Raw genomic sequence first — 12,015 nt, 5'->3', positions numbered from 1 at the left:
GGACAGCGGCCACTTGTGTCGCGCGGGCTTCACGTCAGTTGACGGGCCGCAGGACACAGACTCCCCCTGCGGCCCGCTGCCCAACCCCTGTAGAGGCATGAGCCTTCCAGGCGCCACCGCGGCCGGCGGGGATGCTGGCCCAGGTGAGCGGCAGCGGACCAATACTTGACCGCGGATGGAGGCCGTTGTGGCGCGGTCCGGAGCGCCGGTCGACGGAGGAGGTCGCCTTCGACCAGGAATGGAACACGGGGAGTGGTTGCGGTAGTTCCAAGCCCGAGTGTGGAGCGCGGGCGGGCTGTTGCGTCGTCTGGGTCTCTTCCATACGCTCACCGCGGCCGATGCGGTGACCGGCTGCAAAGGCCTGGGTATCAACGGGACGACGGCAGCGGACCGGTGCGCTGGTGCCCGGACATCATCACCGGTCCGGTATGGCAGACCTCCCCGGCGAACTGATCAAGCTGGAACGTTCCGCCGAAGAAGAGCGCGCACAGCTCGTTGGGCTCGACGACGAGGGGTACGCGGCGCAGTGGGTGCGGTGGCGGGAGGCGGCCGCGGTGTTCCAGGGCGCGGTCACTGCCGCGGTGTTCCAGGGCGCGGTCACTGCCGCGGCTGTGGAATCGGGTACGTCGCGCGTGGAGCTGGAGATGTAGGTGCCCGGTCGACTGGAGCCCACTGCGGCTTCGCCTGGAGCCCACCGCGGTTTCGCCGCACTGAGTACACCGCCACCCGCATCGGGCAATGGCGCACCTGGTTCGAGCGCGGCCACCTCTCGCTCCAGGGCATCGCGGACGGAAAGGAACCAGCCTTGCCACGGTCGGCCTGGCTCTGCTGAAGGCCGGTACTCAACTGCGCCCCGCCGGGTCATAGCCGGGCCGCCCGAGGAGGTAACGAGCGCTCCGCCACAGGCGCGGGGTGGGCGCGAATCCCGGCATTCGCGGTGGTGACCCATCACCGAGTACAGCGTGCCCCGCCGGGCTCAGGGGATCGCCACAGAGCCCGGCAACGGCCGGTTCACCCAGCCCCAGGACGTGCAGATCGGGAGGATCACCCCTGCCAGGGTGGTCACGGAGGACGACGTGCCGGCCGGGAACTCCACTCCGGTCGGGATTGCCGCATGTGCGGACGGCAATCTGTGGTTCACCGAATACAACGGCCACAAGGTCGGGAAGATCACCCCGGCCGGGCCCATCACCGAGTACCCGGTGCCCACCACGGGCTCGCGCGCCCGGACCAGAGCACCACCGGCCCCGACGGCAGGATGCGGTTCGCCCACGTCAGCACCAACAAGATCAGCAAGGCCACCACCAGCGGTTTCGTCGATGAGGTCAGCGAGACAGTCCAGCTGGCCCGGCGCCGCGTCGTTTGTTCGATCCGCCCGACAGGAATCAGGCCGTCGAGGACGTCGACGACGAACTGGGACGCGGGGCATGGCTTCGAAGTCGTCTCGTGAGTCGTCGTTCCGCGCCGTGTGCGTATCAGGTGACGGATGCTCAGCGATGACTGGGCCCGCCGGTCAGTCGATGCCGTCGATGATACGGAAGTCGCGTTCGAAACCGTCGGGGAGGGCCACCAGCGCCTTTTGGTATGCCTCGCTCTCGTATGCCGCGACGGCCTGTTCAAAGCTGTCGAACTCGATCAGAACGACGCGTTCGGTGATTCCGGCCTCGTGGGCGACGACTCGACCGCCAAGGAGGGACAGGACGCGCCCGCCCCCAGCCCGGACAGCCGGACGGGCCAGCTCGCTGTAGGCAGTCAGCCCCTCAGGGTCGGAAATAGCGGGGTAGACACTGACCCAGTAGCCCTTAGCCATGAAAACCTCCTGTGCTCGGCCGGACACGTTCGACTTCGAATCGACACTCTTCGAATCGACACTCAGATCGAGCGATCCCGGCGACGGGTACGGCCGTCAGTCCGATCGCCGTATGCGCAGGTTAGGGCTAGATATGCGGGCGAGGGAAAGACCGGTACGGCATAGACTCAGAACGGATCGTTATCAATCGGCAGGGAGGGCACGTGGCGCCGGATACGGTGAGCCTGCGGTACTTCCTGGTGCTGGCGCAGGAGTTGAACTTCACCCGCGCGGCTGCACGGATCGGTATCGCACAGCCCGCACTCAGCGCCCGGATGCGCCGATTGGAGGCGGAACTCGGCACGGCCCTGCTGGTCCGCAACACGCGTAACGTCGTATTGACCACGGTCGGTGCGGCTTTGGCGGAGTCCGCACCGCCCGCGCTGGCGGCGCTGGACCGGGCATGGGCCACAGCCCGCAGCGCGGCGGCCGGTGAACTGGGCACGCTGCGCATCGGATACAGCCTCAGCACCGGGGCCGAGACGACACCGGCCCTGGTAGACAGGCTGATTCGCGGCAACAGCGGACTCGAGGTCGGCGCGCTCCCGATGGCGACACCCGAGATCTCCCCCGCGGTCGCCGACGGCCGCATCGATGCCGGTATCACCCGCGGTGAACAGCCGGGCCGCGGCGTGCGCCGGTTCCTGCTGCGGCGTATGCGCGTCGGGGTCCAGCTGGCGCAGCACCATCCGCTGGCCGAACACCCCGAGATCGAGATCGCCGACGCGGCCGCGTATCCGCTACGACTCCCGGACCGTGCGGCCAACCCCGTGATCCACGATCAGTTGTCCGCACTGCTCCGAGACACCCGACCACACCCCCGATTCCGCGCCCCCGCAGTCTCTTTCGACATGTCTCAAAGCGACCTGCGCGACGGGATCACCCTCGCCCCGGCCGGAGAAGCCGCAGCCACGGCACAACCAGCCGGTCTCACCTGGCGACCGCTGCGAGGCGCGCCCAGCCTGACGATCCACCTGGTCCTCCCACGCGAGCAGTCACCTCTACATCGCCGCATCCGTGCGGTCGCCAAAACCCTGGCGCACGAGTTGCACTGGCTGCCGAACTGACGCGCAAGCGGTCAAGCGATGGCAGCCGCTGGACGCGATCCGCTATCTGGTCGCGGGCGGGGTCTCGTGGCGGGCGATGCCCGCGGACTTCCCCGCAGCGGGCCGGGTCCACGCCTTCTTCCGCCGCTGGCGCGAGCACGGGCTGATCGCCGAGTTCCACGACCGGCTGCGCGGAAAGGTTCGTGAACACGCGGGCCGTGAGGCCGAGCCCGTGGCAGGGATCATCGACGCGCAGTCGGTGCGGGCCGCGGCTTCGGTGCCGACAGCTTCACGCGGCTACGACGGCGGAAAGTACGACGGCGGAAAGAAAGTGCCAGGCCGCAAACGGCACATCGTGACCGACACGCTCGGCATGCTCCTGGTCGTCGCGGTCACCGCCGCGAACATCGGCGACCGGGACGCCGCCGTGGGCCTGCTGACCCGGCTGTGCCGCCTGCACCGTGACATCCCCCTGGTCTGGGTCGACGGCGGCCACACCGGCTCCCCTGTCGCCTGGGCACGCAGGTCGAGTAACAGCAACCATAGATGGGATGTTTCGCCGGGCGATGCCGGGAGGGAGCGAGTGGCGAACAGTCGGTAAAAGCAGCGGCGGTGGGACGAAAGCTCACAGACTTCGCCTCTGGACGGCCGACCTCTGATTTCTGACATCCATGGGATGTCCCACGACGGGATCATCGTGGTATCTGTACGGGTGCGCTTGTGGGACCGGGTTCGGGCCGACCCTCTGTCAACTCACAACGCACGGCTTGCCATGTCGTGCTGCCGGTACGTCAGGCGGCCGCCGACGCCGACCGGACGGCGTGACGGACGACCTGTCGGCGGCGATCAGCCCCCCGCTGAGTCAACTCTCGCCCCCAGAAAGAGGATGCCTGCATGAGAAAGTCCTGGATATTGCCCCTGATCACGCTTGTCGCCGCCGCGCTCGGGACGACGGCAGGTGTGACCTCTGCCTCCGCCGCCTCCAACACGCCTTTGCGGGTCATGCCGTTGGGCGACTCGATCACGTGGGGTGTGGGAAGCAGTACGGGGAACGGCTACCGGGGTCCGTTGTGGAACGAGCTCGCGGCGGACGGCCACCCGCTGGACTTCGTCGGCACGGTGCAGAACGGCTCGATGTCCGACCCCGACAACGAAGGCCACCCCGGGTACCACATCAACGAGATCGCCGCGCTCGCCGACGCCTCGCTGGCCCGCTACCGGCCCAACGTGGTGACGCTGCACATCGGCACCAACGACCTCATAGGGGCGTCCGGGGCCAACGCCGCCATCACCGAGCTGAAGTCGTTGGTCAACCAGATCACCGCCGACGTGCCCGACGCGACCGTCCTCGTCGCTTCCCTGGTCGTGTCCACCAACAGCTCGGAGGAGCAGTGGCGGGGTACCTACAACCAGGCCATCCCGCAGATCGTGAGGGACGCGCAGGCCGCGGGCAAACACGTCGCGTTCGTCGACATGAGCAGCGTGACCACGGCCGACCTGGCCGACCCCCTGCACCCCAACGACTCGGGCTACCAGAAGATGGCCGACGCCTTCCATCGCGGCGTCCAGGCCGCGGACAGCGCCGGGTGGCTGAAGAACCCCGCCCCCGCGCCCGCCCGCGTGCAGTCCGGCATCACCGGCAAGTGCATGGATGTCAACGGTGCCGGCACCGCCGACGGGACGGCCGTCCAGACGTGGAGCTGCGGCGGCGGTGCCAACCAGTACTGGTCCGCCTACACCGACGGCACCCTGCGTTCCCTGGGCAAGTGCCTGGACGCCGTCGGCGGGGCCACCGCCAATGGCACCAAGGTGCACCTCTGGGCCTGCCACGGCGGCGCCAACCAGGTCTGGGAGCCCTACAACGGCGGTTACCGCAACCCGGCCTCCGGCCGCTGCCTCGACGTACCGGGCTCCTCCACGGCTGACGGCACGCAGCTCGTGCTGTGGGACTGCAACGGCGGATCCAACCAGAAGTGGACCACTCTGACCGCCGGATGACCCCCGCTCCTGGGACCGGAGCCCCGCCCGGGTCCCGGTCTCCCTGGACCCGCGGCCCCTCGCCCTTTCCGGAGCGTCCTCCGGCCGCGAGATCGTCAAGAACCGAGCCTCCCGAAGTCGGCATACGTCCGAAGCCGTTCACCACAGACCGAGAAGTACCGGGCCACCGCCCGGTCATCATCATCGGATCACCTGACCAGTAGTCCCTCACCGAGTGTCGAAGCGCTTCACACGATGACTCGAGCTCATGAGAAGGGACTCGCGGAACGAGAGGCGTGAAGGCAACGCGACCTTGCCTCTCACCAGGCATTGACACCACATCCGGGTCAATGGGAGCGTCGAAGCGCTTCACCACCCGGCCATCCCCCGGCCGCGCCGGGTTCCAGAAAGGACGCCGTCATGTCCCGGAAGTCCAAGAAGAGAAGCGTCAAAGGCGTACTGGCAGCCCTGCTGATGGCGATATCGCCACTGATCGCGGCGCTCGTACTGACCGGCGCAGCGGCCCCGACCGCGTCGGCCGCGTCACTGACCGAGGTGACCAACTTCGGCAGCAACCCCGGAAATCTGCGGATGTACGTCTACAGGCCCGACAACGCTCCGGCACGCCCGGCGGTGGTGGTGGCGGTGCACTACTGCACCGGCACGGGGCCCACGTTCTACGCCAACACGGAGTTCGCCCGCCTGGCCGACCAGCACGGGTTCATCGTCGTATACCCGGACGCGAACGTCAGCGGGCAGTGCTTCGACGTCTCCTCGCCCCAGGCGCTCAAGCATGACGGGGGCAGTGACCCCACGAGCATCGCCCAGATGGTCCGGTACACCCTGCAGAACATGAACGCCGACCCCAGCCGGGTCTTCGTCACCGGTGCCTCGTCCGGCGCGATGACGACCAATGTCATGCTCGGCGCGTACCCCGACCTGTTCAAGGCCGGCGCGGCGTTCATGGGTGTGCCGTTCGGCTGCTTCGCCACCACCAACGGCTCCGGCTGGAACACCGACTGCGCCACCGGCAAGATCAGCAAGACCCCTCAGGAATGGGGCGACCTCGTCCGTAACGCCTACCCTGGGTACACCGGCCCCCGGCCGCGGATGCAGCTGTGGCACGGTACCGAGGACGAAGCGCTGTACTACGCGAACTTCGGTGAAGAGATCAAGCAGTGGACCAATGTGCTCGGGGTGAGCCAGAGCCCGGTCTTCACCGACTCCCCGCAGTCCAACTGGACCCGCACCCGCTACGGCTCCACCGGCGCGCAGGCACCGGTCGAGGCGAACAGCTTCCAGGGTGTCGGGCACTCCCTGCCCGAAAGCGGCATGGCGGCCCGGGCCATCACCTTCTTCGGGCTCGACACCTCCGGCGGGACGACCACAGGTCCGATCCGCGCCACCGGTTCCGGCAAGTGCCTGGACGTGCCCGGCTCTTCGCAGACCAACGGCGTCCAGACGCACATCTGGGACTGCCACGGCGGCACCAACCAGACCTGGACCAGCACGTCGGCCAAGCAGCTCACCGTCTACGGCGGCGCGAAGTGCCTCGACGCGGCCGGCACCTCGGCCGGTTCCAAAGTCGTGATCTGGGACTGCAACGGCGGCGCCAACCAGCAGTGGAATGTCAACTCCAACGGCACCATCACCGGCGTCCAGTCGGGCCTGTGCCTGGACGTGACCGGTGCCTCCACTTCCAGCGGTGCACTGGTCCAACTGTGGGACTGCAACGGCGGCAGCAACCAGCAGTGGCGCCTCGGCTGAGAAGCCGTATCTCAACCGATCATGGAACGTGCGGTTCGAACAGGCTTTCCGCCTGGGTGATCTTCCCGCTGTACGGCGCATGAAGACAGGGCCTCTCGGTAGCTCGGGGATGCGAATCTGACCGAGCAGTGCCGGGAGGCCCTGGTGTCGTTGTTGTACGTGTCCGAGCCGGTCTCCATTTCAACTCGGCTGCTCCATCGTGTGATTGCCTCCCGCACGTGTACGGCAACACGGTCGATCATCCCGATCGGGTGCGCCAGTGTCCGTCGGACATGACGGACGCGGAGTGGGCGGCCGTCCGGCCGTTGCTGCCTGCGCCACTGGTCCAAGGCAGGCGGCGTTGAGGATGCGCCGCGAGAGTGCGTTCTCATCGCCCGCCCACCCGCAGCGTCGAGCGTCTCTCCCCTCTGACCGTGCTTCGCGCCATCCTGATGCCGCAGGTCCGGTGCCGCTGATGGTGACAACCATCGTGCTCTGGCTCAGCTGGGCCACCCGGCAGGATCGGGTGCCTTTGGTGGGGCCCTGTTGGCCGACCGCGTCGGCGTAGGGGTGTGGGGACGAACCGGATCTCGACTGTGAAGCACTTGGTGCCCGGTGTTCCGACGGTGAGTCAGTGGTCTTGTGCGGCGACGCTGTTCAGCATGTGCTGCTGGTGGCGGTGTCCGATCGTCTCGTAGCCGATCACGGTGACGAAGGGGGCGAGCATGACGATGAGCAGGCACACCGCGATGGCGACACCGGCCGCGGAGAGCAGTACCGCCGCGGCGAGCACGGCGAGCGTGAGGCCGATGAGCAGCAGGTGGAAGCGGTCCGCGGAGGAGAGCAGCAGGGTGTGCAGGAGATAGACCATCAGCAGGAAGAGGCCGACGGGGAGGGCCAGGGACAGGACGACGGCGGCGTCGCTGATCTTCGTGTGGTGTTCCAGGTGCAGCCCTGCCACGTGCAGCCCCGCCCCCGCTCCCGCGATGCCGATGTACAGGGGGATGTGTCCGTAGCCGAAGAGGTATCCGCGGTTGCGGCGGTGGGTGAGGATGTCGCCGAAGGGGGTGGTGAAGTACACCCACCACATGCCGAAGGTCAGACCGACTCCGGCGACGACGATGGCGACGGCGTTTGCGCCCCACTGCGTTCCGTCCGCGCCGCCCAGGAGTTCGCCGGACGAGGCGATGGTGCCGACGACTCCTTCGCCGAGGGTGATGATGGCGAACAGGCCGTAGCGTTCGGCGACATGGTGGGGGTGCCACGGGGTCCCTCCCGCGCCGCCCTGGGTGAGGAGCGGCAGCGCGAGTTCCAGCACTCCGAGCACGACGAACGCGGCCAACACGGCGGCGAGCGGCGGCTCGGTGAAAGCGACGACGATCCATCCGGCCTGGGCGATCATGGTCCAGCGGATGTTGGCCATCGCGACCTTGCGGAAGGGGGGAGACTCCCGGGCCGCGCGCCACCATTGCGCGACCATCGCGATCCGCATCACGACGTAGCCGATGACCATGGCCCGCAGTTCGAGGTGATCGCCCTCTTCGAGGGAGTGGAACATCGCCGGGAGGCCGAGGGAGAAGACGACGACGCCGATCATCTGGAGCATCGTCAGGGCGCGGTAGAGCCAGTCGTCGGTGGCGAAGGCGGAGGCGAACCAGCTGAAGCTGATCCAGGCGACGCTGATGGCGAACATCGCCAGTACGAACGCGGTGATCGCCTGGGTGGCGTGGCCTTCGGCGAGCATCTCGGCGAACTGGGATGCCGCGGTCCCGACGGCGACCACGAAGGTCAAGTCGAACAGCAGCTCAAGTGGTGAGGCGGCCCGGCCGTGTTCCTCCGGGTCACGGCCGGTCATCGGTACCAGGCGGTGCGACAGTCCGCTCCTGCCGGCGGCGCTGGTTGCGTGGGAGTCACTCATGCGCCGCATGATGCCCCATGCGGAAGCGCTGACGGTCCGGCGCCGCGCGGCGTAGGCGGAGCGGGGGCATGTCAGGTATCCACTTCGACGATGGACTTGGTCTCCAGGTATTCGCCGATGCCGAAGTCGGCCCATTCGCGGCCCTTGCCGGACTGCTTGTAGCCGCCCCAAGAGGTATGAAGTCGAAGTCGGCGTCGTTGATCGGACGTAGCCGGTGCGCGTATTCTCCGCGACCGCCGGGGTGGGAGGGGCGGCGAGCGCCAGCCTCGTGACGGCAATGGCGGTGCCGCCGATGAGGACGGCCACTGCGATCCGGGTCCAGTTGGGCGCTCGCGCGGTGAAGAACACCGGGAGGCCGAGCAGGGCCGAGATCACGCGCGAGCCGACGAGACCCGCAGGGTGCGCGTGTCGCCCCGGAGGGTGGGCCCGTAGGCGGCCAGAGTGACGGCTCCCAGCACCGCGCCGGTGATGGCGACGGCGGGCGGCGGCCCGGGATGCTGCCACAGGCCGACGATGCCGACCGGATCGAGTAAGGCGAGGACTGCGCAGAGGGTCATGCCGATCGTGCGCCGCAGCAGATGCTCCGTTCTTCGTGCGACGCGTGCGAGTGGATGGCTCAGCGGTATGCGGGCGAGGACTTGAGCCGGTCGGCGCCGTCACCCTGGAGGGCGTCCAGACAGGCGGTGCGTCCGGTCGAGAGCAGCAGCAGGGCCAGTGCGGGCCCGGCGATCTCCGGTCCCTCGCCCACCGACCAGTCGGTGTCGGTCGCCCGGAGGGCGAAGCCGGCTAGCCGGCGCTCGGCGTGGAACGGCCAACCCATCGCCCAGACCCTCCGCAGCCCTTCGCGGCTGTGCTCGGCCGGGACGGGAAGCCGTCGAGCGAGCGGGACGGCGATGTCCTGGCTGTGGACGATCACATCGAACAGTGCGTTACGGGTGTCCAGCACCTTCGCCGTCCGCCGGGTGCCGGCGTGGTTGCGGATCGCGGCGACCAGGTCCGCGGGAGCGCGGGAGCCGTGTCGGCGGGCCAGCACGGTATTGATCCGGTCGGGGCTGAACCGTGCACGCGCTGCGACCGCGACCATGTCCCAGGTGGTGATGGTAGGGACCAGGGCGAGGTGTCCCGCAACGTCCCGCACACGCCAGCCCCGGCACAGCGACGCCTGGTCCCATTCGGCCGGGGCGAGTTCCTCCAGGAGGTCGGCGATCTGTAGACGGGTCGCGCGGACAGCGGTCCAGTAAGAGTCAGAGTCGTCCACAGCAGCCTCCAAAGGTCCGAACCTCGGACCATATTAGTACGAGATTCGGACCTTCTGCAATGATGGGGGCATGACCGACGACGCTGATGAGCTCAACCTGGCGCTGCTCATGTTCATCCCGTACCGCTTCATGGAGTCGGCCGTGATGACCGCCCTGAAGTCCGCCGGGCACGACATCTCGCTCACCCAGGCACGGGTCTTCCAGCGGATCAGCCCGGAAGGCTCGCGGCTGGCCGAGCTGGCCGAGGCGTCACAGGTCAGCAAGCAGACCATCGGGTCGATCGTCGACCAGCTCGAACGTGCCGGCTACGTCCGGCGCGTGCCCGACCCGCGCGACGCACGAGCCCGACTGGTCACCATCACCGCCCGCGGCCACGAACTCGTCGAACTGAGCCTGCCCGTCGTCCGCGACATCCAGAGCCAATGGACAGCCCACCTGGGCCCCGGACGCACCCGCCAGCTGAGACAGGCCCTGGAAGCCCTGCGCGAGATCACCGATCCGCACCGCTGACCCCCTCGTACAACTGGGCTCCCTCACCGAGGTCGGAGTCACCCGCATCTTCTCGGAGGAGATCTTCACCCGCGCAACCAAGCGCGCCGGACTGGAGGCCGCCGTCAGTCTCGTTCAACGAGGCGAACGACTACAGCCGTACGACCTCCCCGACGTACACCGACGCGCCGGCCGTTCCCGCATACACCGGCACGGCCCAGGCCTGGGGCACGCCCCCGGCCTGACCCGCCCCACATCGAACAAGGCGGAACATATCCCCGTCCTGCCTTGGGAGCGCTCCCACTTCAAGCGCTATCTGCATACGAGGAGAGAGTGTGTGATGTCTACTCGCCCTGCTGGCGACCTGCGCGATGGTCCTGGGCCTCACCGTGCTCGTCAGTCCAGCGGCGGCGGGCGCCACGGGCTGCAAGGTCGGCTACACGATCACGAACCAGTGGCCGGGTGGTTCCCAAGCCGGGGTGAAGGTCACCAACCTGGGTGATTCCATCAGCGGCTGGTCCTGAAGTGGAGCCCGCCCGACGGCGGGCAGAAGGTGACCCAGGGCTGGAACGGCACCTGGTCGCAGTCCGGCTCCGCCGTCAGCGTCACCAACGTCGACTGGAACCGCACCCTGGCCACCGGCGGCTCCGCCGACCTCAGCTTCACCGGAACGTTCACGGGCGCCAACCCGAAGCCCCCCGCCTTCACGCTCAACGGCGCGGCCCGCACCGGTTCCGTCGGCGGCGAGGAGCCCCCGCCGGACCCGGATCCCGACCCGCCCAACGGCCCCGGTCGGCATCAACGGGCAGCTCACGGTGTGCGGCGTGTACCTGTGCAACCAGTACACCCGCCTCATCCAGTTGCGCGGTATGAGCACCCACGGCATTCAGTGGTTCAGCAAGTGCTACAACAACGCCTCCCTGGACGCGCTGGCCAAGGACTGGAAGTCGGACCTGTTGCGCATCGCCAGGTATGTGCAGGAGGGCGGCTATGAGACCGACCCGGCGGGCTTCACCAGCCGGGTGAACAGCCTGGTTGACATGGCCGAGGTGCGCGGCATGTACGCCGTGATCGACTTCCACAGCCTGACGCCGGGTGACCCGAACTACAACCTCGAGCGGGCCAAGACGTTCTTCGCGTCCGTCGCCGTCCGCAACGCCGACAAGAAGAACGTGATCTACGAGATCGCCAACGAGCCCAACGGCGTGAGCTGGGCAGCCATCAAGAGCCACGCCGAGCAGGTCATCCCGGTCATCCGGGCCGCCGACCCGGACGCCGTCATCATCGTCGGCACCCGCGGTTGATCCTCGCTGGGCGTCTCGGACGGCCCAACGAGGCGGAGATCATCAACAACCCGGTCAACGCCACCAACATCATGTACACGTTCCACTTTCACGCCGCCAGCCACACGGACACCTACCGTGCCGCGGTCAGCCGGGCGGCCGCGAAACTGCCTCTGCTCGTCACCGAGTTCGGCACGGTGACCTACACCGGCGGGGGAGCGGTGGACCACGCCAGCTCCACGGCCTGGCTGGACCTCCTCGACCGCTGAAGATCGGCTACGCCAACTGGACCTACTCCGACGCCAATTAAGGCAGCGCCGCGTTCAAGCCCGGCACCTGCAACGGCACCGATTACAGCAGCAGCGGCGTGCTAACGGAATCGGGGGCGCTGCTCAAGAGCCGTATCAGCACCCCCGACGCCATCCCCACCAGCTGAGCCCCCACTCAC

At 68.1% G+C, this 12,015-nt stretch carries 11 protein-coding genes and 2 pseudogenes; 9 read left to right on the top strand and 4 right to left on the bottom strand.

Going from position 1 to position 12,015, the window contains the following annotated elements:
• The first annotated feature begins 428 nt into the window (after positions 1-428).
• From ACZ56U_RS36365 to ACZ56U_RS36355, 3 genes and pseudogenes are all read left to right on the top strand, one after another.
• Positions 429-650: a hypothetical protein gene (locus tag ACZ56U_RS36365; RefSeq protein ID WP_469088209.1), complete on the top strand. Its 222-nt coding sequence runs from the start codon at positions 429-431 to the stop codon at positions 648-650.
• 312 nt (positions 651-962) lie between these two features.
• Positions 963-1,211: pseudogene (locus tag ACZ56U_RS36360) on the top strand (virginiamycin B lyase family protein); the annotation flags it as partial.
• A gap of 47 nt (positions 1,212-1,258) precedes the next feature.
• Positions 1,259-1,450, top strand: a complete 192-nt coding sequence (locus ACZ56U_RS36355) for a hypothetical protein (protein WP_469088208.1) — start codon at positions 1,259-1,261, stop codon at positions 1,448-1,450.
• A gap of 63 nt (positions 1,451-1,513) precedes the next feature.
• Here the strand turns inward: ACZ56U_RS36355 and ACZ56U_RS36350 are convergent, their stop codons facing one another.
• On the bottom strand, positions 1,514-1,810 hold the full coding sequence (locus tag ACZ56U_RS36350; RefSeq protein ID WP_469088207.1) for a DUF1330 domain-containing protein: 297 nt from the start codon (positions 1,808-1,810) through the stop codon (positions 1,514-1,516).
• 203 nt (positions 1,811-2,013) lie between these two features.
• On the opposite strand from ACZ56U_RS36350, the gene ACZ56U_RS36345 reads away from it, so the two are divergent.
• The 4 genes from ACZ56U_RS36345 to ACZ56U_RS36330 all read left to right on the top strand — a co-directional run bounded on the left by ACZ56U_RS36345 (position 2,014) and on the right by ACZ56U_RS36330 (position 6,639).
• Positions 2,014-2,916 carry a LysR family transcriptional regulator gene (locus tag ACZ56U_RS36345; RefSeq protein WP_469088206.1) on the top strand — a complete coding sequence of 301 codons (903 nt, stop codon included), beginning with the start codon at positions 2,014-2,016 and terminating at the stop codon, positions 2,914-2,916.
• On the top strand, positions 2,867-3,496 hold the full coding sequence (locus tag ACZ56U_RS36340; RefSeq protein ID WP_469088205.1) for a transposase: 630 nt from the start codon (positions 2,867-2,869) through the stop codon (positions 3,494-3,496). The genes ACZ56U_RS36345 and ACZ56U_RS36340 overlap by 50 nt, the downstream gene beginning before the upstream one ends.
• Before the next feature lie 293 nt (positions 3,497-3,789).
• Positions 3,790-4,893, top strand: coding sequence for a ricin-type beta-trefoil lectin domain protein (locus tag ACZ56U_RS36335; RefSeq protein ID WP_469088204.1), 1,104 nt, complete (start codon positions 3,790-3,792; stop codon positions 4,891-4,893).
• Between the two features lie 399 nt (positions 4,894-5,292).
• Positions 5,293-6,639, top strand: coding sequence for an extracellular catalytic domain type 1 short-chain-length polyhydroxyalkanoate depolymerase (locus ACZ56U_RS36330; RefSeq protein WP_469088203.1), 1,347 nt, complete (start codon positions 5,293-5,295; stop codon positions 6,637-6,639).
• 610 nt (positions 6,640-7,249) lie between these two features.
• Here ACZ56U_RS36330 and ACZ56U_RS36325 read toward each other — a convergent pair.
• The 3 genes from ACZ56U_RS36325 to ACZ56U_RS36315 all read right to left on the bottom strand — a co-directional run bounded on the left by ACZ56U_RS36325 (position 7,250) and on the right by ACZ56U_RS36315 (position 9,794).
• Positions 7,250-8,536: a low temperature requirement protein A gene (locus ACZ56U_RS36325; protein WP_469088202.1), complete on the bottom strand. Its 1,287-nt coding sequence runs from the start codon at positions 8,534-8,536 to the stop codon at positions 7,250-7,252.
• A 371-nt stretch (positions 8,537-8,907) separates the two neighbouring features.
• Positions 8,908-9,093, bottom strand: coding sequence for a hypothetical protein (locus tag ACZ56U_RS36320; RefSeq protein WP_469088201.1), 186 nt, complete (start codon positions 9,091-9,093; stop codon positions 8,908-8,910).
• Positions 9,094-9,152: 59 nt separating this feature from the next.
• The gene (locus tag ACZ56U_RS36315; protein WP_469088200.1) at positions 9,153-9,794 is read right to left on the bottom strand and encodes a maleylpyruvate isomerase family mycothiol-dependent enzyme; all 642 of its coding nucleotides are present in this window, start codon (positions 9,792-9,794) and stop codon (positions 9,153-9,155) included.
• 70 nt (positions 9,795-9,864) lie between these two features.
• Here ACZ56U_RS36315 and ACZ56U_RS36310 point away from each other — a divergent pair, with 70 nt between their 5' ends.
• Both ACZ56U_RS36310 and ACZ56U_RS36305 read left to right on the top strand, forming a co-directional pair.
• A complete protein-coding gene (locus ACZ56U_RS36310; RefSeq protein ID WP_469088199.1) occupies positions 9,865-10,305 on the top strand; it encodes a MarR family winged helix-turn-helix transcriptional regulator in 441 nt (146 codons plus the stop codon).
• A gap of 350 nt (positions 10,306-10,655) precedes the next feature.
• Positions 10,656-12,003 (top strand): annotated as a pseudogene (locus ACZ56U_RS36305) (cellulase family glycosylhydrolase).
• Positions 12,004-12,015 lie beyond the last annotated feature (12 nt).

The organism is Streptomyces sp. NPDC034103, assembly GCF_055575395.1.
This window is presented reverse-complemented; position numbering and strand designations above follow the sequence as displayed.